General features: G+C 41.9%; 20 protein-coding genes, 1 pseudogene and 1 riboswitch. Of the genes and pseudogenes, 15 read left to right on the forward strand and 6 right to left on the reverse strand.

All coding sequences use genetic code 11. The annotated features are described in order from the left end of the window. The first annotated feature begins 44 nt into the window (after positions 1–44). From sat to CUU64_RS15990, 4 genes are all read left to right on the forward strand, one after another. The gene (sat, locus tag CUU64_RS15975; protein WP_101634602.1) at positions 45–1,193 is read left to right on the forward strand and encodes a sulfate adenylyltransferase; all 1,149 of its coding nucleotides are present in this window, start codon (positions 45–47) and stop codon (positions 1,191–1,193) included. A 20-nt stretch (positions 1,194–1,213) separates the two neighbouring features. Then, positions 1,214–1,810, forward strand: coding sequence for an adenylyl-sulfate kinase (cysC, locus tag CUU64_RS15980; protein ID WP_101634603.1), 597 nt, complete (start codon positions 1,214–1,216; stop codon positions 1,808–1,810). Between the two features lie 65 nt (positions 1,811–1,875). After that, a complete protein-coding gene (locus tag CUU64_RS15985; RefSeq protein WP_101634604.1) occupies positions 1,876–2,610 on the forward strand; it encodes a sirohydrochlorin chelatase in 735 nt (244 codons plus the stop codon). Positions 2,611–2,679: 69 nt separating this feature from the next. Further along, positions 2,680–3,585 (forward strand): sulfite exporter TauE/SafE family protein, encoded by a 906-nt coding sequence (locus CUU64_RS15990; protein ID WP_101634605.1) that lies wholly within the window; start codon positions 2,680–2,682, stop codon positions 3,583–3,585. An 841-nt stretch (positions 3,586–4,426) separates the two neighbouring features. Here CUU64_RS15990 and CUU64_RS15995 read toward each other — a convergent pair. From CUU64_RS15995 to CUU64_RS16005, 3 genes are all read right to left on the reverse strand, one after another. Next, the gene (locus CUU64_RS15995; protein ID WP_101634607.1) at positions 4,427–5,692 is read right to left on the reverse strand and encodes a dicarboxylate/amino acid:cation symporter; all 1,266 of its coding nucleotides are present in this window, start codon (positions 5,690–5,692) and stop codon (positions 4,427–4,429) included. A gap of 185 nt (positions 5,693–5,877) precedes the next feature. Further along, the gene (locus CUU64_RS16000; RefSeq protein WP_101634609.1) at positions 5,878–6,789 is read right to left on the reverse strand and encodes a ketopantoate reductase family protein; all 912 of its coding nucleotides are present in this window, start codon (positions 6,787–6,789) and stop codon (positions 5,878–5,880) included. Positions 6,790–6,916: 127 nt separating this feature from the next. Next, positions 6,917–7,492 (reverse strand): 3D domain-containing protein, encoded by a 576-nt coding sequence (locus tag CUU64_RS16005; protein WP_101634611.1) that lies wholly within the window; start codon positions 7,490–7,492, stop codon positions 6,917–6,919. Between the two features lie 227 nt (positions 7,493–7,719). On the opposite strand from CUU64_RS16005, the gene CUU64_RS16010 reads away from it, so the two are divergent. Next, complete coding sequence (locus tag CUU64_RS16010) at positions 7,720–8,103, forward strand: ferritin-like domain-containing protein (RefSeq protein ID WP_257985551.1); 384 nt, start codon at positions 7,720–7,722, stop codon at positions 8,101–8,103. 85 nt (positions 8,104–8,188) lie between these two features. Here CUU64_RS16010 and CUU64_RS16015 read toward each other — a convergent pair whose 3' ends face one another. After that, the gene (locus CUU64_RS16015) at positions 8,189–9,265 is read right to left on the reverse strand and encodes a M20 family metallopeptidase (protein WP_101634613.1); all 1,077 of its coding nucleotides are present in this window, start codon (positions 9,263–9,265) and stop codon (positions 8,189–8,191) included. A 376-nt stretch (positions 9,266–9,641) separates the two neighbouring features. Between CUU64_RS16015 and treP the strand changes: the two genes are divergently transcribed. From treP to CUU64_RS16035, 4 genes are all read left to right on the forward strand, one after another. Further along, positions 9,642–11,063, forward strand: coding sequence for a PTS system trehalose-specific EIIBC component (gene treP / locus CUU64_RS16020; protein ID WP_101634615.1), 1,422 nt, complete (start codon positions 9,642–9,644; stop codon positions 11,061–11,063). A 118-nt stretch (positions 11,064–11,181) separates the two neighbouring features. Beyond that, positions 11,182–12,864, forward strand: a complete 1,683-nt coding sequence (gene treC / locus CUU64_RS16025) for an alpha,alpha-phosphotrehalase (protein ID WP_101634617.1) — start codon at positions 11,182–11,184, stop codon at positions 12,862–12,864. Positions 12,865–12,887: 23 nt separating this feature from the next. Further along, positions 12,888–13,598, forward strand: coding sequence for a trehalose operon repressor (gene treR, locus CUU64_RS16030; RefSeq protein WP_101634619.1), 711 nt, complete (start codon positions 12,888–12,890; stop codon positions 13,596–13,598). Between the two features lie 263 nt (positions 13,599–13,861). Continuing rightward, positions 13,862–14,434 (forward strand): YflT domain-containing protein, encoded by a 573-nt coding sequence (locus CUU64_RS16035; protein ID WP_101634621.1) that lies wholly within the window; start codon positions 13,862–13,864, stop codon positions 14,432–14,434. 66 nt (positions 14,435–14,500) lie between these two features. On the opposite strand, the gene CUU64_RS16040 is transcribed toward CUU64_RS16035, so the two are convergent. Beyond that, positions 14,501–16,555 (reverse strand): molybdopterin oxidoreductase family protein, encoded by a 2,055-nt coding sequence (locus CUU64_RS16040; RefSeq protein WP_101634623.1) that lies wholly within the window; start codon positions 16,553–16,555, stop codon positions 14,501–14,503. A 209-nt stretch (positions 16,556–16,764) separates the two neighbouring features. On the opposite strand from CUU64_RS16040, the gene putP reads away from it, so the two are divergent. The 4 genes and pseudogenes from putP to CUU64_RS16060 form a co-directional block, all read left to right on the forward strand. Beyond that, positions 16,765–18,234: a sodium/proline symporter PutP gene (gene putP, locus CUU64_RS16045; protein ID WP_101634624.1), complete on the forward strand. Its 1,470-nt coding sequence runs from the start codon at positions 16,765–16,767 to the stop codon at positions 18,232–18,234. A 617-nt stretch (positions 18,235–18,851) separates the two neighbouring features. Then, positions 18,852–19,091 carry a hypothetical protein gene (locus CUU64_RS22965; RefSeq protein ID WP_180954634.1) on the forward strand — a complete coding sequence of 80 codons (240 nt, stop codon included), beginning with the start codon at positions 18,852–18,854 and terminating at the stop codon, positions 19,089–19,091. A 521-nt stretch (positions 19,092–19,612) separates the two neighbouring features. Continuing rightward, positions 19,613–20,749, forward strand: coding sequence for a DEAD/DEAH box helicase (locus tag CUU64_RS16055; RefSeq protein WP_101634625.1), 1,137 nt, complete (start codon positions 19,613–19,615; stop codon positions 20,747–20,749). Between the two features lie 65 nt (positions 20,750–20,814). Beyond that, a pseudogene (locus tag CUU64_RS16060) lies at positions 20,815–21,267 on the forward strand (PLP-dependent transferase); the annotation flags it as partial. Positions 21,268–21,328: 61 nt separating this feature from the next. On the opposite strand, the gene CUU64_RS22120 reads toward CUU64_RS16060, so the two are convergent. After that, entirely contained in the window at positions 21,329–21,505 is a 177-nt protein-coding gene (locus CUU64_RS22120; protein ID WP_180954635.1) for a hypothetical protein, read from the reverse strand. Between the two features lie 427 nt (positions 21,506–21,932). Then, a riboswitch (FMN riboswitch) is annotated at positions 21,933–22,064 on the forward strand. A gap of 214 nt (positions 22,065–22,278) precedes the next feature. On the opposite strand from CUU64_RS22120, the gene ribE reads away from it, so the two are divergent. Together ribE and CUU64_RS16070 are read left to right on the forward strand one after the other, a co-directional pair. Then, a complete protein-coding gene (ribE, locus tag CUU64_RS16065; protein ID WP_101634629.1) occupies positions 22,279–22,917 on the forward strand; it encodes a riboflavin synthase in 639 nt (212 codons plus the stop codon). A gap of 17 nt (positions 22,918–22,934) precedes the next feature. Then, positions 22,935–24,125, forward strand: a complete 1,191-nt coding sequence (locus CUU64_RS16070; protein ID WP_101634632.1) for a bifunctional 3,4-dihydroxy-2-butanone-4-phosphate synthase/GTP cyclohydrolase II — start codon at positions 22,935–22,937, stop codon at positions 24,123–24,125. Positions 24,126–24,135 lie beyond the last annotated feature (10 nt).

Raw genomic sequence — 24,135 nt, forward strand, 5'->3', positions numbered from 1 at the left:
TCTTTCTAACATCAAAAATTGTAAATCAAAATGGAGGTATAATAATGACAATTAGCAAACCGCATGGAGGAACCTTGATCAATCGTTGGAACCCGGAATATGATTTCTTCCACATCGATAAGGAAATTGAATTGGATGCAATGGCACTTAGTGATCTGGAATTAATCGGCACTGGAGGATATAGCCCAATAAAGGGATTCCTTGATCAAAAAGATTATGATTCCGTTGTCAGCGGAATGCGCCTGGGGGACGGAACGGTTTGGAGTATCCCGATTACGTTGCCTGTTTCTCAAGAAGTGGCGAGCAGCCTTGCAATTGGCGAAGAAGTCAGACTAGTTAACGACGGAGTAACGTATGGTGTCATTAAGGTGTCGGATATTTATCAGCCGGATAAGAAACATGAAGCAGTGGAAGTCTATCGTACAGACAGCGACGAGCATCCTGGTGTACAAAAATTATATAGCAGGGGCGATACCTATATCGGGGGAGAAATCCAACTTGTTAAGAGAGTTTCTCGCGATAAATTTGCGGAATTCCATCTAGATCCGGAAGAAACAAGAAAGGTATTCCAAGAAAAAGGATGGAGCACAGTTGTTGGTTTCCAAACGAGGAATCCAGTTCATCGTGCACATGAATACATCCAAAAGACAGCTCTCGAGATTGTCGACGGCTTATTGTTGAATCCGCTAGTAGGAGAAACGAAGTCAGATGACATCCCTGCAGATATCAGGATGGAAAGCTATCAGGTTCTTCTTAAAAATTATTACCCAGAAAACCGTGTATTCCTATCGGTATTTCCAGCAGCGATGCGTTATGCAGGCCCAAGGGAAGCAGTGTTCCATGCGCTTGTAAGGAAGAACTACGGTTGCACCCATTTTATCGTAGGCCGCGACCATGCTGGAGTAGGCAACTACTACGGAACATATGATGCGCAAAAGATTTTCACCAACTTTACGGAAGATGAATTGGGAATAACCCTCCTTTTCTTCGAGCACAGCTTTTATTGCACCAAGTGTGAAAACATGGCATCTACGAAAACATGCCCTCACGGTAAAGAGGACCATGTGATTCTTTCTGGAACGAAAGTAAGGGAAATGCTGCGTAACGGTGAGGTTCCGCCAAGCACATTCAGCCGGAAAGAAGTAGTAGAAGTGTTGATTAAAGGCATGAAAAAAGATACGGTACAGGTTTAACCTGTGATGGAGGGCTAAAAATGGCAAGTACAAATGTTACATGGCATGATTCTTCAGTTTCAAAAGATGTCCGCAGGGGCCAAAACGGGCACCACAGTTTTGTCATCTGGTTTACCGGCCTTTCGGGTTCAGGAAAATCGACAGTTGCCAATGCAGTGGCTTCCAAGCTTTTTAAAGATCGAATCAGTAATTATGTGCTGGATGGGGATAACATCCGGCACGGTTTAAATAAAGATCTTGGGTTTTCTGAAGAAGACCGCAAAGAAAATATCCGCCGGATCGGTGAGGTTTCTAAATTGTTTGTAGATAGCGGACAGGTTGTACTGACTGCGTTCATTTCTCCTTTCCAGGCAGACCGCGATATCGTCCGGGACCTGCTTGAAGAGGACGAATTTATTGAGGTTTACGTAAAATGCTCTCTGGAAGAATGTGAAAAACGTGATCCAAAAGGTCTATACCAAAAAGCAAGGGATGGATTGATCAAGGACTTCACCGGCATTGACTCTCCATATGAGGAGCCAAAAAAACCGGAATTTGTACTTGAAACCGACCGTTTTTCCGTTGATGAGTGTGTCGAACAGTTAGTTAACTATTTAACGGAACGGAATTTTATTTAAAAAAAGGGATAACATACTAAAATCCGCGTTCACGGAATTTTATCGATAAATCGCGAGGGATTAAAATGGATGCTATTCTATATATCTGCCATGGGAGCAGGGTAAAAAAAGCATGCGAAGAGGCGATTTCCTTTGTTAAAGCATGTATGAAGGATAACCCGGCTCCCATACAGGAGTATTGCTTTCTTGAACTGGCAGAGCCGACAATTGAAGAAGCATATAAAAGATGTGTCGAGCGAGGCGCAACAAGGATTATTGTGGTCCCTATTTTACTCCTGACCGCGGTTCATGCAAAAGAAGATATCCCTAATGAACTGAAAAGGATAGGCACCGCTTTTCCTGATGTTCATATGGTATATGGAAGGCCAATCGGCGTTCACCCATATATGATTGATATTCTAGTTGAACGTATTTCGGAAACAGGAAAAAAAGTCGACGAAGACTCCGTGGTACTAATCATTGGCAGAGGAAGCAGCGACCCGGATGTAAAACGTGATTTATCCGAAATAGCTGGACTACTGAAGCAGAAAACAGGAGTTAGCAAGGTGGAAACATGTTTTTTAACAGCGGCTGAACCAAGTTTCGAAGAAGCTTTGGAAACTGTAAAAGAAAGCAGCTTTAAAAAAGTATTTATCATTCCCTATCTTCTGTTTACTGGCATTTTGATGAATTCCATCCAGCAAACAATTAAAAAAAGTTTCCCAGATGGAGAGAAAGAGTACGTATTGTGTAATTATCTTGGATATCATCCTTTAATCGGCGAGATATTGCAAGAGCGCGTTGAAGAATTATCGGGTTGAACGCCGGAATGATACGTTCAGATTGTGGGATTTCCCTGGACGCAGCCTGGCCGACAAAAGGAGGGTGTAATGAAAAAGTTACTTGTTTTGGCTTTTATTGGTTTTCTTGCGCAATTGATTGATGGTTCGTTAGGAATGGCTTATGGAGTTACCTCCTCTTCCCTTTTACTGGCCTTTGGTATTGCTCCCGCTGTAGCCTCTGCTTCTGTTCATTTATCTGAAGTGGTAACGACGGCAGCTTCGGGGATTTCCCATATCCGGTTTGGAAATGTAGATAAGAAAATGGTGTTTCGTTTGATTATACCAGGATCTGTCGGTGCTTTTGCTGGTGCCTGCTTTTTAAGCAATTTGCCAGGGCATCTGGTAAAACCATATGTTTCTACATTTCTTTTAATACTTGGAGTTTATATCATACTCAGATTTCTGTTTTTATTTAAGCCGACCGAGGAGCGGGAAGCCCCGCCCCTGCCATACTCCCAATCTATTCCGTTAGGATTGATTGCCGGTTTTGCCGATGCCACTGGAGGGGGCGGCTGGGGGCCGATTGCAACTCCGATCCTTTTATCGAAAAAAGGAATGACCGCCCGCAAGGTAATTGGGACGGTCGATACTACTGAATTTGCTGTCGCATTGTCAGCTACCCTTGGTTTTGTCATTTCCCTAGGTTGGGACGTAGTGAATTGGATGTGGGTAGCTGCCCTAATGATTGGCGGCGTGATTGCAGCCCCTATCGCAGCATGGCTTGTGAGAATCATACCTGGGCAATTAATGGGTGTTTTCGTCGGGGGTTTCATTATTATTGTCAATGCACGGACAATACTAAGTTCTTGGCTGCCTAACTCTGCTGAGCACTATCCAATGATCTACACTATCTTTTTCATATTGTGGGGAACTGCAGTAGCATTTTCAGTAAAAAAATATATCTCAGTCACAAAAAATAATAGTCTCGTAAGTGAAACAACGATTCAGAAGTAAAGATAGCCCAATAAATTGGGCTCTTTTTTATGTTTCTAACAAATAAAAGGGAACTTAGTATGAAAAAATCGCTTGAAAGGAGGGCTGGTTGGACGAGAACCGTCTTTATGCCAGATCATTTGGGGTGGCTTCAATACAGTAGATGGACGAAATTAGTCTTTATGTTCGGAGAGACCCCATAAACTGTGATAAATACAAAACGAAATTCTGCATTTATCAATAAACCATTTGGTGGGATATCAACATTTTTTGTTTTCATCAGTAGAAGGACATTTTCCTATCCTTTTGTTTAGAAATTGTCCTTCATAGTCCCGATGAAAGACATTTTCCTTCCCCGTAGCTAAGATTTTGTCCTTCATAACACCGATGAAGGACATCTTCCTTCCCGGTAGCTAGATTTTTCATTCATAACACATGACAATAAGTGAGCTGTAGGGGCTAACGTTAACAACTATTTCTCTCATGGAAATCGCACGGTGCTTCGTCTTAAAGGAGTAATTACACGAGTCACAAATGGCAGGTTGCATCTATAATCTCCTCTAAAGCCAATTTCAGAACATTGATATGAGAAGTGTGCGCTTTAAATAGAAAAGTCGAAGGAATCCTCAAGTAAACTTTCTGGAAATGAATCGGCATTGGGTGAATGAAAAACTGAGCAGTCTACATACACAACTTGTAAAAATGAAAAAACAATTCGGTGTGCAACAAGATACCTATGGAACAATAGGACAAAAAATAAGTGGCCTTATCCTTTAGAATAAAGGGTTAAAGCCACTAGTGTTTTCTTACATAAAATGCTGTCTATGTAATAGGGTAGACTTACTTTTTAACTTTGAACATATTAATTTTGTAAAACAGAGCCTTTATCCAAGGTAGCTTTGGCAGCTGCTTCCGAGTCGAACTCTCCTTCTGATTTTGAGACCACAACGGTTGCAACACCGTTTCCGATTAAGTTAGTGATCGCACGCGCTTCCGACATGAATCGGTCAACACCTAGCAGGAGAGCGATTCCTTCTACAGGGATCATTGGGAAAGCCGCAAGTGTCGCTGCAAGTGTGATAAAACCGGACCCTGTAACACCAGCAGCCCCTTTAGATGTTAACATTAACACACCGAGAAGCGTGATTTCCTGCCAGATGGTTAAATCAATGCCGTATGCCTGGGCGATAAAAATGGCAGCCATCGATAGGTATATAGATGTTCCGTCCAGGTTAAAGGAATATCCGGTCGGAACCACCAATCCTACAACAGGTTTTGAGCAGCCGTATTTTTCTAGCTTGTTCATCATGCTTGGAAGAGCGGATTCTGAAGAAGAGGTTCCTAGTACCAATAGGATTTCTTCTTTGATGAAAGCAATGAACTTAAAGATATTAAACTTATAGAATTTTGCTATTGCGCCGAGAACAATCACGATAAACAAGAACATTGTAATATACACGGAACCCATTAATTTTCCAAGGTTAATAAGTGAACCAAGGCCGAATTTTCCGATCGTATAACTCATGGCGCCAAATGCCGCAATTGGAGAAACCTTCATAATCATATTAACAATACCGAAAAAGATATCCGTCATTCGTTCAAAAAAAGTTACAACAGGCTTAGCTTTTTCACCCATAGCAGCCATGGATAGGCCGAATAATACAGCAAAAAACAGGATTGGCAGCAGTTCGCCTTTTGCCATTGCGGCAACGACGTTGTCCGGGATGATGTTTACTATGAAATCTATTGTACCATGGCTTGTCTCTTGTGCGGCTGATGTATATTGAGAGACGTCTCCACCTTCAACACCTTCTTTGTTGAATCCTTCGCCGGGCTTAACAAAATTAACAACCAGTATTCCGATTGCAAGGGCAAAGGTAGTGACGATTTCAAAGTAAAGTAAGGCCTTTCCACCGATCCGGCCGACTTTTTTCATGTCTCCCATGCTTCCGATACCGATAGCGACGGTAAAGAACACAATCGGGGCAATGACCATTTTAATGAGTTTAATAAAAACGTCAGCGAGCACTTTCAACTGTTCGCCAAAGGCAGGAAAAATTAAACCGACAATAATACCTAACACAATACCGATTACAACCTGAACAGTTAGGTTCTTTAATATTTTCATATATGTCACTTCCTTGTAAAAGATTTGGTAGCGCTTTCTTATAATTATATGATAGCAGAAAGTTCAGAAAATACTTGTTTATGGTTATATTGTTCTTATTGGTCTTTTTGGTCTTGGTAAAGAAAATTTTAAGATTATAAAAATAAAAAAGTATCGGAAAAAATCCCCGATACTTTAAATAGATTTTATTTTTCGAAAGGTTTTATTAATCCATATAGCGTTTCCACAATAGGGAGGGAGATGCCTGCTTCACTTGCAAGTCTTAAAGCCCCACCCTGCAGGTGTTCAACTTCCAAGGTCAATCCTTTACGTCTGTCCTGATGCATGGAAGAAGTGGCGGTAGCCGGGAATTTGTTAAATTTCACAAATGCTTGTGCAACTTCTTCATCAGAAAGGGTAACTCCCTGCAAATTGGCGAGATTCTGCATTTCTACTAATACTTTTTTCAACAATTCAGCTGTCGGCGGTGACGAGAGGATATCTCCAATTTCCAGGTCTGACGCTGTTGTCACTCCGGAGAATGCAGTGATAAACATGTATTTGTTCCATAATTCCTGAAGGATTTCATAGGAAAGTCTGCTATTCATTTTCGCATCCCTGGAAACAGCTTCAAGCTCTGAGCAAATTTCCTTCTGGGAGGAATGGAGCGGACCAAACACGATGTCATGCTGATCACTTGAATGTACGACATGCCCTTTTTGATCCAATGTGGCAATTATATAAGCGCTTCCCCCGATGACCGCTTCTTCACCTAGTTCCTTCTGCAGAATGTTGATATGCTCGATGCCGTTTAAAAGTGGAAGGACCTTTGCCCCGTTCTCAACAAGTATTTTTAATGAAGGGATTGTCCCTTTCAGATGATAACCTTTTACTGCCAAGACCACTAAGTCTGGATTTTCAATTTCACCAGCATCTCCAGTAAAATATAAATGATCAAAATGATAATTCCCATGGGTACTGTTTATGTATAATCCGTTTTCTTCAAGCTGCTGAGCCCGGGCTTCCCTCACCAAAAATTGTACCGATTGTCCGGCTTCAGCCCATCTGCCTCCATAGTAGGCACCTACCGCACCTGCTCCCATGATAACTATATTCATAGACAGTCCCTCGCTTTTTTACTGCTATTATATCATTTATGTAATTGTTTGAATATTCTCGAATGAAGCCTCAAGCAGACAAACACCTGGGAACGAAAAAAGCCTGCAGCAATGCAGGCTTTTTGAATTATTTCTTATAAACCTTGATTGTTACAGTCCTATTTCCCCATAGTTGAGCTTTTGATTTTGAAGGGATGAACAAATCAATCTTTTTGCCTCTCATGGCGCCGCCAGTATCACCAGCAACTGCCATCCCGTAGCCCGGCACATAAACCTTTGAACCAAGCGGTATTACTTTCGGATCAACCGAGATTACTTTCGCGTTTGGGTTTTTCTTTAAATTGATTCCTGTAGCAGTGATTCCGCTGCAGCCTTTACAGCTTGCCGTATAAGCGGTAGCTTTTACCGTCATGGTTTTGTATGATGCACTGCTTGCTGCTGCCGTTTTTACTGCTGTTGTTTTAACAGGTGATGCCGTCTTTGCTGCTGTTCCTGAAGTCTTTAGTACCTGCTTAGGCTTTATGGTATCGCTCTTAAGTTTGTTCCAGCTCTTAAGCTGGCTGACTGTTACTTTATGTTTTTTTGATATGCTCCACAAGGTGTCTCCGCTCTTTACCTGATATGTACCAGCTGCCGATGCTGCCCCTGAAAATCCAAATACTAAAAAGAATGCCGAAGTCGTTAACAGTAGGAATTTTTTCAAAATATAAAATCTCCTTTTGTTTTATTCGTAAACATAGAATAACAGCTTAATATAACAGGCATGTTTCAAAGGATTGCTAATTATGTTACAAATTGAAGACATTAATAGGTCTTTTGTAACAAAAAAGATAGCATTAATATATTTGCCAGCTAAAAAAACAGGTTCTAATGGGAAACGTACTCATTTTTTTATTCTCCATATGCTGTAAAAAGAATAGGGGGTATATTATGTATTATGATTACCGTTATTACTCACGCCAACCCAACTATGATTTCATCTCCAATATAGCGAAGGCAATAGATGGGGAATTCAGTGCGATCCAATGCTATAACAAGCTGGTCAAAATGGTGCCTACGGAAAAAGAAAAAAGTGTCATTACAGAGATTATTAAGGATGAAAACAACCATTTGGATAATTTTACACAGATTTATTACAGCTTGACTGGCCGGCAGCCGGATATATCTAAATCGCATGAATGCCCAACAAGGTTGAAGGATATATTAGAGTATTCTTTTGAGGACGAGCAGGAGTCAGTTGATTCTTATATGGATATCGCTTATTCCACTGATGATCAAAACATAGAAGGTTTTTACCCGCGCCGCAACAGATGAACAAAACCACGCAATATGTTTTTTATACTTCCTAACAAAGACAAGGCTATAAAAAAACCCTCCACTCGGGAGGGTTTTAGGAAACTTAAACGTGTATTTTCGGTTTCGAAAATTCTGTTGCAAAATCAATTAACATTTCTTCATAAACCGATACTGAATCGAGTTCTACATATTCATTGTCACCATGCCAGTTTGCACCGCTAGGGCCAAATTCGATAGCTGGTATGCCTAAAGCGGCAAAATAGACCGTATCAGCAGCACCGTGCTGCCCGAATATTTCAGCCTCTTTATTTGTATGTCTTTCAATCACTGGCCGCAGTAGGGAAACGTATGGATTATTCACATTTGTACTGACGGGAAGGCTGAACATTTTTTCTATAACCTTTCCATCGGTGGCACTGCTTATTTGTCTAATTATTTCGTTTTTCTGCTGGGAAGGGAGGTAACGGATATCAAAGCTGATCAAACATTTATCAGGAACTTTATTATAAACCTCGCCTGCCCTTATTTTTGCAAGATTAACAGAAGGGGATGCATAGAATTCCGTCTCTTCTCTTGTAAAGGGGAGATCAAGGATCTTTTCATATACATGATACGCTTTTTCAATAGCATTAATTCCTTCCCAAGGACGGCTGCCATGGGAGGACTTCCCGCTTATTTCGATGTCTGCTTGAAGAACTCCTTTTGCCTGAAGGCCAATGCCCAGCTGTGTCGGCTCGGAGCAAATGACGAAATCTCCCACAAAGCCCTGTTTTACAAGATGCCTGGAGCAATTGAATCCTCCTGTTTCCTCATCTGATACTATTTGCAGCTGGATCTTCAGTCCGAGCCCTTCGTATTGCAGCCGAACCATGGCGCACATCATTGCCGCAACACCGGCTTTCATGTCGGCTGCACCTCTGCCGTATAATTTTCCATTTTTAATCATGGGGATAAATTGGTCCGGTTGTCCGCTAACTACGTCCACATGACCATTAAAAATCAATGTTTTATCACCTTTGCCTATCTCACAAACAAGCATTTTGTACCCGTTATTATCGATAAGGTCTACTGTAAGCCCCTGGTCTGCAAGCCAACCAGAGCAATACTCCACCGCTTTGTTAGCACCTTCTTTTGTGGAACTGTCAATTGCTACTAAATCCTTTAATAAATCGACAAGCATATCAGTAAAACAACCTCCTTATGTGCCACGGCCCCTATCCCTGCAAACGAATTTCTTCTATAAAATGCCTGCACCCGTTATTAAGCTTATACCCTTATGAACAAAAAATAAATATATAATTCCATTTTATGCGGTTATATTCATAAAACTTTCCCATTCTGGGAAAAAATAATAAGAAGAAAGCGGTTGCGATTATTGTTGACTAATTTGTATATACAAGTTACACTGTAATCACAGCATGTATATACAAGTAGTTTTGTTTAGACGCACAGGATGTGGGTCACACAGACGAAGACATGAGGCCGTGGCGCAATTAGTCTGTGTTCAACTTTAAATACTAAACAAAATGAAAACGTTCGCAGAGGGAGGATTTACAATGGCGAAAGATTACAGCCAAGACGTAAAAAAAATAGTGGATGCCATTGGCGGGAAAGAGAATATTGCTTCTGCCACACACTGTGTTACACGTCTTCGTTTTGCCTTACAGGATGAAGGCAAAGTAGATAAACAAGCTTTAGAAAATATCGATGTAGTGAAAGGTTCATTTTCTGCAAATGGCCAATACCAAGTCGTGATTGGACAAGGTACCGTTGATCAGGTTTACCGGGAAATGGCAGAACAAACTGGAATCGGTATGGCTTCAAAGGAAGAAACAAAAAAAGCAGCGGAGAAAAATCTGAACCCGCTTCAACGTGCCGTTAAAACATTGGCCGACATCTTTATTCCAATTCTTCCAGCTATCGTTACTGCGGGTCTCTTGATGGGGATCAATAATATTCTTACTGGGCCTGGAATTTTCTTTGACGATAAGTCAGTGGTAGATGTGTATACTCAATGGAAAGATTTTGCGGGAATTATAAACTTGATTGCGAATACAGCGTTTACATTCTTGCCAGCTCTAATCGGTTGGTCTGCAGTTAGGCAGTTTGGCGGGAATCCGCTATTGGGGATTGTTTTAGGTTTGGTGCTCGTCCATCCTGAACTTCTGAATGCTTGGGGATATGCCGATGCAAAAGCAAAAGGCGAAATTCCTACATGGAACTTATTTGGCCTCGAAGTTAATAAGATTGGCTACCAGGGACAGGTGCTTCCAATCTTGTTTGCTTCCTATGTACTTGCGAAAATTGAGGTTTTCTTGAATAAACGGGTTGCTGACTCAATCAAACTATTGGTTGTTGCACCGGTGGCACTATTAGTAACAGGTTTCTTGGCATTCATCGTTATCGGACCAATCACATTTACAATCGGTAATTTGATCACTTCATTATTTACGGGAATTTTTGACACAGTACCAGTAATCGGTGGCTTGATTTATGGGGCATTATATGCACCGCTTGTTATTACCGGTATGCACCACACCTTCCTTGCTGTGGACTTCCAATTGATCGGCAGCATCGGCGGAACGTTCCTATGGCCAATTGTGGCAATTTCAAATATTGCACAAGGTTCAGCAGCGCTTGCTATGTTATTTGCAGCACGTGATGAGAAGCTAAAAGGATTGTCACTTTCTTCTGCGGTTTCTGCCTATCTGGGAATCACAGAACCAGCCATGTTTGGTGTAAATATCCCTAACCGGTTCCCGTTCTTCTCGGCTATGATCGGATCCGCTCTTGCAGCAATTTTCATAACCATGAATGATGTTATCGCTCCTTCGATTGGAGTAGGCGGTCTTCCAGCCATCTTCTCAATCGTGCCTGAAAAATGGGGACCATTTGCGATCGGAATGGTCATTGCAATTGTCGTACCATTTGCGTTGACATTTATAATGGCTAAAGTAAGAAATAGAAAAAATGCTTAAGGAAATATTGATGCCATTGGTTCATTCCAATGGTTTCCTTTGTTTTTAGCAGTCGGGGTCATTTCCCCAGCGCATGCGTGTATTAAAATAGACTAAAATTTATTTGGTGGTGTTTCCCTTGAAGGAATGGTGGAGAAAGTCAACAGTTTATCAAATTTATCCGAAGAGCTTTAATGATACGACCGGGAATGGCACGGGCGATATTAATGGAATCATTGAAAAACTGGATTACTTAAGAGAACTGGGAATTGATGTTATCTGGCTGACGCCGATTTATAAATCCCCACAGCGGGATAATGGCTATGATATCAGCGACTATTATGCGGTACATGAAGAGTATGGAACCATGGAAGACTTCGACAGGCTGTTATCGGAAGCACACGATAGAAATATTAAAATCATCATGGATCTAGTTGTAAACCATACTTCCACTGAACACGAATGGTTTAAAAAAGCCAGTGAATCTAAAGAAAATCCATATCGCGATTATTATATTTGGAAAGACCCTGTCGACGTAAAAGAACCAAATAACTGGGTTTCCAAATTCGGCGGATCGGCTTGGCAGTTTGACGAGAAAACCGGGCAATATTATCTGCATCTGTTTGATGTTACACAGGGTGATTTGAACTGGGAAAATAAAGCAGTTAGAAAAGAAGTGTATGATATGATGCATTTCTGGTTCGAAAAGGGAATTGACGGATTTAGGCTGGATGTCATTAACCTAATCTCCAAGGACCAGAATTTCCCGAATGATGACGGTGCAACCCCACCAGGAGACGGTCGTAAGTTCTACACGGATGGCCCGCGTGTCCATGAATTCCTTCGTGAAATGAATGACGAGGTACTTTCTAAATATGAAAGCATTACTGTCGGGGAAATGTCTTCAACGACAATTGAAGATTGTATCCGGTATTCAAACCCGGACAGCCGGGAACTTAGTATGACATTTAATTTCCATCATTTAAAAGTAGATTATCCAAATGGCGAGAAGTGGGCTATTGGAGAGATGGATTTTTCTGCTCTAAAAAACATTCTGTCTAAATGGCAGGTTGAAATGAATAAAGGTGGGGGCTGGAATGCGTTGTTCTGGTGTAATCATGACCAGCCACGCATCGTAACTCGTTATGGAAATGACGAAGAATTTCATAAAGAATCTGCAAAAATGCTTGCAACGACGATCCACATGATGCAGGGTACTCCATATGTTTACCAGGGTGAAGAATTCGGCATGACCAATCCGAAGTTTGACAGCATTGACCAGTACCGCGATGTGGAAACATTAAACTACTACGAGATCATGAAACAACAGGGGAAATCAGAAAAAGAAATCATGGAAATCATCAAGCAAAAATCGCGTGATAATTCCCGTACCCCGGTTCAATGGAATAATTCTGAAAATGCCGGCTTTACCACCGGTACACCATGGATCGGTGTGTCCCAGAACTACCCGGAAATCAATGCGGAAAAAGCGGTGGCTGATAAGGACTCTGTTTTTTACCATTATAAAAATCTAATCGCGCTCCGCAAGGAATATGACATCATTACGTACGGGGACTATGAGCTTCTCTTCCCGGAACATGACCAATTATTCGTGTACAAACGTGAGCATGAAGATGAGATTTTAATTTCATTTAATAATTTCTACGGACGAGAAGCGGTTCTCGATTATTCAGCGAACTTCATGGAAGAGGAATATGTCATTAAAGTACTGATCTCCAATTATCCTGAAGCTCCTGAATTTGGCGGTCGTATGACTTTCCGTCCGTATGAATCCGCCGTTTATCATTTGAAAAAGAAGTGATAAAATGGGCCTGGTGATTAGCAGTGAAAAATAAATTCATGAAAATATATGAAGAAATTGCTTCACAAGTCCAGGAGGGGAGCCTTAAATCAGGCTCCCTCCTGCCATCCGAGAATGAATTAGCCACCCAGTACAAAACATCAAGAGAAACAATCAGAAAGGCGTTAAACTTGCTCTCTGAAGAAGGGTATATCCATAAGGTACAAGGAAAAGGCTCGATTGTCCTCGATGTAAAAAGGCTGGATTTCCCGATATCAGGCCTTACTAGTTTCAAAGAATTAACACAGAAAATGGGGCAACGTGCCAAAACAAATGTAGCATGGCTGGAAAAAAGAATCCCTGATTTGTATATACGTGAGCAGTTAAAACTGGCAAAAAACGACTACGTTTGGGAAATCGCGCGGGTTAGGGAGATTGACGGGGAGAAAATCATCCTGGACAAGGATTTTCTTGCTGCAAAATTTGTTTCAAACATCACGGAAGAAATTAGCCGCAATTCCATTTACGAGTATTTGGAAGGAGAGCTTGGGCTATCTATTTCGTTCGCTAAAAAAATCGTTACGGTAGAAGAACCAACAGGAGAAGATAGAGAATATCTTGATTTTGCAGGCTTCCAAAATATTGTAGTTGTCAAAAACTATGTGCATCTCGATGACGCTAGCTTATTTCAATATACCGAATCACGGCACCGGCCTGATAAATTCCGTTTCGTTGATTTTGCACGAAGAAAATAGCTTCCACAGGAAATGGAAGGTTCTCTTACCTAATATTATTGGAAGGTAAGCATAGCTTTTTCAGAATGTGCGGCCGTTTACGTGCTACGGCGGCGTGGCTGTACTAGCGGATGTTTCTTTAAAAAAGGGCAATTACGCTTTTTATATCTATGAATCTTTTGCATTAGTAAATAATGGAAAAAATATAGTTCATGTTATTCGTCCTCCACCACGGGTATGTATAGACTAGAGTGATCATAATTCCCAAAAGGAGGATGATTAGAATGGATAAAAGAGTAATTGGAGTTTACGACAATGGTGATGAAGCGGTCCGCGCAGTTAGGGAATTAACGGCGCAAGGGTATGACCGTGATGATATTTCAGTAGTTGCAAGAGACCGCGATGAAGTAGACGCTGTAAATGCAGAAACAGGTACAAAAACCGAGGAAGGCCTTGCAGCGGGGGCAGCGACCGGAGGAATCTTGGGTGGTGCGGCCGGATTATTAGCAGGCGTAGGCGCCCTTGCCATTCCGGGGATTGGGCCAATTCTAGCGGCCGGTCCTATTGCCGCTACATTAACTGGTGCTGCTGTTGGTGCCGGAACTGGCGGGCTGGCAGGTGCATTGGTTGGTATGGGGATTCCGGAAGACGAAGCGGATCGATATGAACGAGATGTCAAAGATGGCAAGCTGCTCGTTCTGTTGGACCCAAATGCAACGAAGAACGATTCACTAGTAAATAACGATTTAAATTCAACTACTGATTCATTCATGGATTCGCGTAACCATTATGACCGTACTGTAGATACGGACCGGAACTTTCCTCCGGATGGTGACGATACACTGCGCAGATACTAATTTCTAAAAAAGAAGGATAGATGGAGACCGGGATGATCCTGCTCCATCTATCCTTTTTTCATGTATTCAACCTTTAGGAACGATTATCTTTTCTGCATCAACCCGACCTGAGAAAAAGGTAGCCCCGCCGCCCATATCAGAGATTCTATCAGGCGTTAGTGCATTAACAAGCTGTTTGGTTCCAGGCGTGTCTGCCCATAGGCCCTGGCTGACCAAAACTCCTGGAAGTACATTTTCTCCAACCGCCGCCTTTAACACACATTCACCACGATGATTATGGATTCGGACCATATCACCATCTTCTATACTAATTTTTGCGGCATCACTTGCATTCATGTGTAGCCTCGGCTCTTTTTCCAGTGCGATGTGGCGTGCGTTATTGGAAAAGGTTGAGTTAAGGAAATTATGGTTTGGCGCAGGCACGAATAAAAATGGCAGATCTCCATCCTCTACAATTGGATGATAAACAGGAATTGGATCAAACCCGTCTTTAAACATTTGTTCGGAATACAGCTCTATTTTTCCACTTGGCGTAGGTAGCGAGCCTGAAACAATAGGCTTGACACTTGCTTTCAAGTATTGCCTTTCCAATAGACCTTTTAAAGAAATGCCTTCAAGATACGGGTTTGCCGGATGATCTAATGCTTCTTCAATCAACTGTTCATCCGTGGCTTTGAAAACTTCCTCGTCATAGCCCATTTCTGCAGCTAGTAATCTAAAAACCTCTGTATTAGACTTAGATTCCCCATACGTTTCTACTACTGGCAGTTGAATTTGCATATAGTGATGCCAATACGAAGCATAGAAATCAGTTGTTTCAAAGGAGGCTGCAGCAGGGAGAACAATATCTGCGTAGGCCGCCGTCTCAGTTAAAAATAAGTCATGTACAACGGTAAATAAATCCTCCCGCATTAACCCCATCCGTACCTTATTCGCATCGGGGGCAATTATAGCCGGATTTGAATTGTAGACAAACATTGAGCGGATGGGCTCTTCCAGCTCCAGTAAAGCTTTCCCAATTGCGTTCATATTAATAATACGGGTAGATTTATCCTTTAATAAATCGGGACGTTGAAGCGCCCTCGTATTATAGGCCAGATAACCTGAATTCCCTTTTGTGGCTCCGCCGCCCTTTATGAGCCATTGTCCGGTAATTGCCGGTAAACAGGAAATCGTACGGACACACATGCCGCCGTTATCATGATGCTGCAAACCATTCCCAATACGGATATAGGAAGGTGAAATTGTTCCGTACATACGGGCCAGCTTGTATATATCGTCCACCGATACGCCTGTAATAGCGGACACGGTTGCAGGATCATACTGGGCTGCGCGCTGTTTTAATTCTTCGGCACCCACAGTGTATTGCTTGAGGAATTCTTCATCTTGCATATTTTCAGCAAATAGAACATGCATAATTCCAAGTGCCAGCGCCGCGTCAGTGCCTGGCAGGATTGGTATGAACCAATCAGCCCAGCGGCCGGTTTGGTTTTTATGCACATCGATTACGACAATTTTGGCACCGTTTTTGCGTGCCTGCTGGGCGATTGTGACCTGGTGCATATTTGTGCTAACGGCGTTAATACCCCAAAAGATGAAAAGCTTTGAATGGGCGGTTTCCTCAGGATCTGTTCCAAACGATCCTCCCATTGTATATTTATAGCCGGTGCTGCCTGCTGCATTGCATATTGTTCGTTCGAGTCGGCTTGCACCCATGCGATTGAAAAATCGCCTGTCCATACCTTCTGCGCTTAAATTCCCCATATTACCGTAGAAACTATAGGGAAGGATGCTCTGGGGTCCATGCAGTTCTATAAGATCCTTCCATTTAGAGGTAATCGTTTCAATTGCCTCTTTCCAGGTGATTCTCTCAAACTTGCCTTCACCCTTGGCACCTACTCTTTTTAAGGGGTATTTCAGGCGTTTTGGGTCATACAGCCTGGCTGTCATATTACGGACCTTATTGCAGATATTTCCTTTTGTTACAGGGTGGGTAGGATCGCCTTCCACTTTTATAATTTTCCCATCCTTTTTATGCAGGAGCAGCCCGCATTGATCAGGGCAATCAAGCGAGCAAACGGATGGGAAAATGCCATCTGGTTGATTTATATATGATTCCATATAATTCTCCTAAAATATCTGATGTAATTTGCGAATAAAACTGCAAAAATATTATAATTTTTACCTTCTATAATAGAATACTTCTTATCGCTAATCAAATAGAACAGTCTGGAAATCAATTTGAAACGCTTGAGGCTGTTAACAAATGTCGATTTTTTTGTTATTCTGCTATAAGCTGCTAAAAAAACTAGGAATAAAGGGGGATATTTATGGAGTATGGTGTAATTGTATCAATTTCCATTTATATGGTTGGGATGCTAGCGATCGGATACTTTGCCTATAGACGCACTTCAAATCTGACAGATTACATGCTTGGCGGGAGAAATCTGGGTCCGGCGGTAACGGCATTAAGCGCGGGGGCATCCGACATGAGCGGCTGGTTATTAATGGGCCTTCCAGGCGCTATGTATTTATCGGGGCTAAGCAGCGGATGGATTGTCGTCGGGCTGTGTGCAGGGGCATATTTGAATTGGCTTTATGTTGCGCCACGTTTACGAACATACACAGAAGTGGCCAATAACTCGATTACCATTCCGGATTATTTTGAGAACCGATTTAAAGACCATACCAGGATTCTACGGATCACTTCCGCATTAGTTATCTTAATATTTTTCACATTTTATACATCGTCAGGGATGGTTTCGGGAGGACAGCTTTTTGAGACTGCATTTAACATGGATTATACGACAGGCATTTGGCTGACGGCGAGCGTAGTTATTCTTTATACGTTGTTTGGCGGTTTTCTTGCGGTGAGCTGGACTGACTTCGTACAAGGAACGATCATGTTCATTGCGTTAATCCTTGTCCCTGTTGTAACAGTCACAAACATCGGAAGCCTGGATGCAACCTTCAATGAGATTCAATCAATTGATCCTAAGCTGCTTCAGGCTTTCGAAGGAACAACGACAATTGGAATTATATCTCTACTTGCTTGGGGACTCGGGTATTTTGGGCAGCCTCATATCATCGTTCGCTTTATGGCAATTACATCAGTAAAGGAAATGAAAAGTGCGCGAAGAATCGGCATGAGCTGGATGTTGTTCTCGATAGTGGGTGCAATGATTACGGGACTATTCGGCATAGCTTATTTCAATATAAAGGGTGCGCCGCTGGCAGAGGGGGCACATGAAACGGTATTCATCGTCCTTGCTGAGCAATTATTCCCATCCATGATTACCGGCTTTCTTTTAGCGGCAATCCTCGCAGCCATTATGAGCACGATTGCTGCACAGCTTCTTGTTACATCAAGTGCACTGACAGAAGATTTTTATAAAGCATTTATTAGGCGCTCTGCGTCAGATAAGGAATTGGTGCTAGTCGGCAGGTTTGCTGTTCTAGCAGTGGCCTTGATTGCCCTTGTGTTGGCCTTAAATCCGAGTGAAACGATCCTCAACCTGGTCGGGTATGCATGGGCAGGATTTGGGGCGGCATTTGGACCGGTGGTTTTGTTTAGCCTTTACTGGAAACGGATGAATAAAATGGGGGCATTTGCAGGAATCATTGCTGGCGCCGCAACAGTCATTATCTGGGAGCAGATCGATAAATTTAAAGAAGTCTATGAAATCATTCCAGGCTTTATTGCCTGTACGATCGCAATTATTGTAGTAAGTTTGCTGACTTCAAAACCTTCTAAGGAAGTGGAGGAAGAATTTGAGGCCGCTGTAAAAGCACTATCTTGATTTATGGACCCATGCCTCTTCTTTTCGCATAGTAAACAGGGGACGCAGCATTGTTATATTTATCGGTTACTGTGGTTAACATCTTTTTGTAAAACTGGCACGGTATGATTTTATCCACATCGAAAACCTTAAAATTTAGGCGAAGGCACATAGAATCCTATAATGATAAATTATTCTGAAATGATTGAAACTTCATGAAAAAGAAAAGACGCTCACCATTGTTAAGTAGACAGTAATAAACAGCACAATTAGGCAGCCTGGGTCCTGTATTGATATGGACTCAGGCTGTTTAATTTCCCTTCAGTCCATTAGGGTTTTTATCGTTTTTCCACAGTGATCCTCTTTTAATTAATAACCACTTTTTTACCTTAAATATTAAAAAACCCCTTTTAACAGTGTAAGATTTATTTAGGAATATATCAAAACGGAGTTCATTATTTTATATGTAAAAGGTTATTGGGGTTCTTACCATAAATTAAACGGAGGTATTGAATTTGCCGTCAATTTTTAGTTGTGGATGATTTTTAGCGGTAGAAGAAAATAATATCGACAAGGAAATGATGGATTAATTGCATCTATTAATGCTATTTTCCCTGTTTTTCGGAGCTCTACTTATTTTGATTGCTGCCAGATATATCGTAAACCCGCTCCTCCGTTTGACGGATGCAACGATGATCATGGTGAATGGAGAGTTCGGGGAGGAGCTTATAACCAAACGAAAGGACGAAATCAGTATTTTCACCGCTAGCTCTAACAATATGGCTAAACAACTAACTAAGTTGGATCAAATGCGGCAAGATTTCGTATCTAACGTGTCACATGAAATCCAATCACCTTTAACATCCATCTTCATTTAGAACCTCAAAGGGCAGAGAAACAAATTGACATCAATCTTCAGCTTGAGGAAATGAATATACAAGCAGATGAAGACCAACTGAATCAAGTATGGACCAATTCGCTTAGTAATAGCATCAAATTTACGCCCCGATGTTTTTATAAAGCATTCGTTGATATTAAACAGAAAGAATTAGGTTACGACATAGAACCTGTGTCCTTTATCGTAGGCAATCCTAGTACTTCTACACATGGACATGGGATTAAGCCAGACACAAATCTGGCCAACACGTAGATGGAGAAGATGTAAATTAAGTATTAGTTCCTTAAGGGCTAAGCAACCGGTAACATACGCTCAAGTAGATGTGGAATTGGCGTTAACTAGGCATGTTTATTTATCCAGTTGCAGTAGACTTCGACCCTTCCTACATCTTTTCTATAAGAAAAGAGCTTGTGAGAGAAGTTATCTGATGCATTATGTAAATACTAGCAGGCATGGTACAATAATTTGTAAGTTTGACAGGAATGATAAAAGGAGATTCTTATGACCGAGACACCGCAATTTATATCAAACATGAAACCGTTTATCCAAAAAGCCTGGGAAAAAGCAGGGTTTGAACAGGGAACGCCGATTCAGGAAAAGGCCATTCCCGCTATACAAGAAGGCAGGGACCTAATTGCCGAGTCACCGACAGGAACAGGGAAGACCCTGGCATATCTGCTTCCATTGCTCGAAAAAATAGATCCCGCAAAACAATCGATTCAGGCTGTGATCCTTGCTTCATCCCGTGAATTGGTGATGCAGATTGCCGAGGAAATCAGGACTTGGGCTGAGGAGAGTGGAATTACAGGCGCAGCGTTTATCGGAGGTGCCAATTTGAAACGGCAGCTTGAAAAATTGAAAAAACGTCCTCAAATTATTGCTGGTACACCGGGGCGGCTTTATGAGTTAATTAGCCAAAAGAAAATTAAGATGCATGAAGTGAAAACGATCGTACTTGACGAGGGGGACCAATTGCTTGTCCCTGAGCACATGGGGACAGTACGCAATATTGTTAAAGCTACATTGAAAGATCGGCAAGTTCTGTTGTTTTCCGCCACACTGCCGCCGCACACGGAAAAATTGGCTTTGGAATTAACGGACGATCCAACAATAATCCGTATTGGAAAAGATGAAAACATTCCATCAAAGGTAGACCACATTTATTTCGTAAGCGAAAAACGCGACAAAATAAAGGTGCTAGAAAAAATTTCACGGCTTAAGGATTTAAAAGGGCTCGCCTTTGCGAACGATATCGGAGAAATCACTGTAATCGGTGAAAAATTCGATTTCAAAGGCATTGAATTGAACATCCTTCATGGAGAATCTAATAAAATGGAACGGGAAAAATCGCTGCGTAATCTTCGATCAGGAAAATCCCCATTACTGCTCGCAACGGATGTAGCAGCCAGAGGTCTTGATATAAAAGGGTTAAACACAGTGGTCCACCTTGATGTTCCTCAATCAACCGACCAGTACGTTCACCGCTCAGGCAGAACAGGACGGGCTGGTGCAAGCGGGACGGTTATGTCCATTGTTACAGAGCGCGAGGAAAGAGAATTAAAAAAGATTGCCCGTGAGCTAGGTATTTCCGTCAGCAAAAAAGACTTTTACAAGGGCGAAATAGTAGATGCAAAATAAACGAACGGGGTCAGTCCCCCACTGCGTTAATGCTTAACAGCAGTGGGGGACTGACCCCGTTTTTTGCAGTTTCTGCTGTCTTGATAGCTTTGACAAAAGCGGGCGACCATATTGTTTGTTCTCAAGGGTTGTATGGCTGTACATTCGGGCTATTGCAGCTCATGAAAAACAAATACAATATCAACCATGATTTTTGTGCGATGGAATCTGTTGAACAGCTCTCGGCGCTGATCCGCCCGGAGACAGCATGTACTTATGTCGAGACTCCGATAAACCCGACCATGAACAAACTTGACCTTGAGATGATTGCACAGGTTGGAAAACAACACGGAATCCCCGTTGTGGTTGATAATACGTTTTCAACTCCCTATCTTCAAAGGCTGCTTGACTGGGGATGTGACATTGTTCTGCACAGCGCGACAAAATACATTTGCGGACACGGTGATGTCGTGGGCGGCCTTGTTGTCGGAAAGAAACAGTTTATTAATAGCGTAGCCATAATCACACTAACTGAAATTGATGCGTGAACATCCTGACATGAATTGTGTATTTCTAAGAGATATGGAATGCCTAACATTCTTATAATTTTTGGATGATTTTATCCAGTTTCTCTTCAATCCTTTTAAACTTTTTGTCATAGTGCCTATATGTTAGGTATCCAGTAATCGCTTTAGCTAAGAAAAACAAAGTGGCTGCAATAGCAACGAGAAAATAGTTATGTGCCATTTGACTTAATATCTTATTAATTTGAACCATACCTTGTTCAACCCCTTTTTATAAAATAAACGAGTACCGGAGAAATTCAAGGCTGGCATACTGTAAACCGGCGACTCTTCCTTCGATATACAATGAAGAAGCTGAGCATGTTACTTGAATAAAAGACCTACGGCATTAGTTTCTTGTTCGATTAAAAAATTATACAAGTGAGCCATTCATTTCATTGGTATTATGATAGTATCTGTATATAAACTCCCCATCACCTGAGAACAATCATAAAGAAGGCTGGAAGATTAAAATCTTCGTGCTTGGACAACCTAATTGCATTTTTCTACTTTAAGTGTTAAAATCCTATACAAATAAAGGGCTTGCATAATAGGGGAAATGTCAGAATTTAGAGATTCAAAAAGTCTGAATTACAATTCCCTATGAAACACGTTTTTAAAGCCCGCACAAAAGATTAATATTTGTCCTTCGGGGTCGGGTGAAAGTCCCAACCGGCGGTGATGAAGCAATTCTAAGCCCGCGAGCCTAACGAAAGGCACGATTTGGTGTGATTCCAAAGCCGACAGTACAGTCTGGATGGGAGAAGGACACAGGAAAAATATATAAGCTTAAAGTCTATTGGAAAAATATTGTTTAAATAGGCTTATTTCGTTGTATATTTTGTAAACAATTTCTCCCTTTAATAACGACCCTTCAGGTTTATTCCTGGAGGGTTTTATATTTCAGGAAGGAGGATTAGTACGAAGCAATCGATTGAATAATAAGGATAGGCCTAAATCAAGCTAATGATGAAATAAGGTGAAAAGATGTTTACAGGAATCATAGAAGATATCGGAACGGTATCATCGCTTAACAGCAGTGGCAACAGCATGGTCCTTACAATCGCTTCACGAAAAATTATTGAAGACGTCCATTTGGGTGATAGCATTTCTGTTAATGGGGTCTGTTTGACAGTGATTTCCTTTACTAATGAAACCTTTACAGTAGATGTCATGCCTGAAACAATGAACGATACCTCTCTTAGGCTTTTAAAACCCGGTTCACCAGTGAATTTGGAGCGGGCTATGAGTGCAAATGGCAGGTTTGGCGGCCATTTTGTTTCCGGCCATATTGACGGCACTGGTACGATTGTAAAAAAAGAAAAGAAAGACAACGCTGTTTATTATGTAATCGAATTGGATGATTTCCTTAGCAAATACTGCATACCCAAAGGCTCCATCGCAATTGATGGGACAAGCCTGACAATCTTTGATATTAGGAATAATCTGGTAACGGTATCCCTGATTCCACTCACCCACCAAGACACCGTGCTGGGAAGGAAGAATGCCGGGGATATCGTAAATATTGAGAATGACATGATTGGTAAATACATAATCCATCAGGCAGAAAGCAAGAAGCAAAAAAAAGAAATTACATTGGATTATTTATCTGAGAATGGATTCTAAACAAGGTGGTGGATCATATGTTTAACACGATAGAAGAGGCGATTGAAGATTTGAAAGCAGGTAAGGCTGTTATTGTAGTCGACGATGAGGATCGCGAAAATGAGGGAGATTTTGTTGTGCTCGCTGAAAAAGCAACTCCTGAAGCGATAAATTTTATGGCAATCCATGGCCGCGGACTCATTTGTACGACCATTACCGAACAGTTGGCTACAAAGCTGAACCTGCATCCGATGGTAGACGTAAATACTGATCATAAAGGAACCGCTTTCACTATCAGTGTTGACCACGTCAATACGACAACGGGAATCAGTGCGTTTGAACGGTCAACAACGATCCTCGAGTTATTAAATGAAGATTCTGTACCAGCGGACTTTACAAGGCCTGGACATATTTTTCCGATTGTTGCCAAAAAAGGCGGCGTGCTGAGAAGGGCCGGGCATACAGAAGCATCAGTGGATTTGGCTAAGCTGTGCGGCGCAGCTCCGGCCGGTGTCATTTGTGAAATCATGAAAGAGGATGGAACGATGGCACGTGTTCCTGATTTGATCGAGATTGCGGAAAAACACAACCTGAAGCTAATTACTATTGCTGAACTAATTCGCTTCCGGAACAAGCATGAAACACTGGTCAAGCGTGAAGCAGAAGTGAACATGCCCACTGCATATGGAGAATTTAAGCTAATCGGGTATTCCAATCCTCTGGATGACCTAGAGCATGTCGCATTGGTTAAGGGAGAATGGGAACCTGAGGAGCCTGTTTTGGTGCGTGTGCATTCTGAATGCCTCACCGGCGATGTGTTTGGTTCATTCCGCTGCGATTGCGGACCTCAGCTTCATGCGGCCCTTGCGCAAATCGAGGAAGAAGGAAAAGGAGCCTTGATTTATATGCGTCAGGAGGGCCGTGGGATTGGCCTGATCAACAAGCTGAAGGCATATAAACTCCAAGAAGAAGGCCTTGATACTGTGGAAGCGAACGAAAAGCTTGGTTTTCCCGCGGAGCTCCGTGATTACGGGCTAGGTGCACAAATTATCAGAGATCTTGGCATTGAGAAAATGCGATTATTGACGAATAATCCGAAAAAAATCTCTGGATTGACCGGCTATGGATTGGAAATTGTCGAACGCGTTCCAATCCAAATGCCGGCCAAGAAGGATAATGAGCAATATTTAGAGACAAAAAAAACGAAAATGGGACACCTGTTTTTATAAGGAGGAAGCA

The sequence above is a fragment of the Bacillus sp. V5-8f genome, from assembly GCF_002863565.1.
Classification (GTDB): Bacteria; Bacillota; Bacilli; order Bacillales; family DSM-1321; genus Peribacillus.

Bases quoted from the DNA above. Each gene is read 5' to 3' on its own strand.
- treP (WP_101634615.1), top strand. From the start codon at position 9,642: ATGGCGAAAGATTACAGCCAAGACGTAAAAAAAATAGTGGATGCCATT.
- CUU64_RS15985 (WP_101634604.1), top strand. From the start codon at position 1,876: ATGGATGCTATTCTATATATCTGCCATGGGAGCAGGGTAAAAAAAGCA.
- CUU64_RS16040 (WP_101634623.1), bottom strand. From the start codon at position 16,555: ATGGAATCATATATAAATCAACCAGATGGCATTTTCCCATCCGTTTGC.
- CUU64_RS16000 (WP_101634609.1), bottom strand. From the start codon at position 6,789: ATGAATATAGTTATCATGGGAGCAGGTGCGGTAGGTGCCTACTATGGA.
- sat (WP_101634602.1), top strand. From the start codon at position 45: ATGACAATTAGCAAACCGCATGGAGGAACCTTGATCAATCGTTGGAAC.
- CUU64_RS16055 (WP_101634625.1), top strand. From the start codon at position 19,613: ATGACCGAGACACCGCAATTTATATCAAACATGAAACCGTTTATCCAA.
- CUU64_RS16035 (WP_101634621.1), top strand. From the start codon at position 13,862: ATGGATAAAAGAGTAATTGGAGTTTACGACAATGGTGATGAAGCGGTC.
- cysC (WP_101634603.1), top strand. From the start codon at position 1,214: ATGGCAAGTACAAATGTTACATGGCATGATTCTTCAGTTTCAAAAGAT.
- CUU64_RS16070 (WP_101634632.1), top strand. From the start codon at position 22,935: ATGTTTAACACGATAGAAGAGGCGATTGAAGATTTGAAAGCAGGTAAG.
- CUU64_RS15995 (WP_101634607.1), bottom strand. From the start codon at position 5,692: ATGAAAATATTAAAGAACCTAACTGTTCAGGTTGTAATCGGTATTGTG.
- CUU64_RS15990 (WP_101634605.1), top strand. From the start codon at position 2,680: ATGAAAAAGTTACTTGTTTTGGCTTTTATTGGTTTTCTTGCGCAATTG.
- CUU64_RS16015 (WP_101634613.1), bottom strand. From the start codon at position 9,265: ATGCTTGTCGATTTATTAAAGGATTTAGTAGCAATTGACAGTTCCACA.
- putP (WP_101634624.1), top strand. From the start codon at position 16,765: ATGGAGTATGGTGTAATTGTATCAATTTCCATTTATATGGTTGGGATG.
- CUU64_RS16010 (WP_257985551.1), top strand. From the start codon at position 7,720: ATGTATTATGATTACCGTTATTACTCACGCCAACCCAACTATGATTTC.
- CUU64_RS22120 (WP_180954635.1), bottom strand. From the start codon at position 21,505: ATGGTTCAAATTAATAAGATATTAAGTCAAATGGCACATAACTATTTT.
- ribE (WP_101634629.1), top strand. From the start codon at position 22,279: ATGTTTACAGGAATCATAGAAGATATCGGAACGGTATCATCGCTTAAC.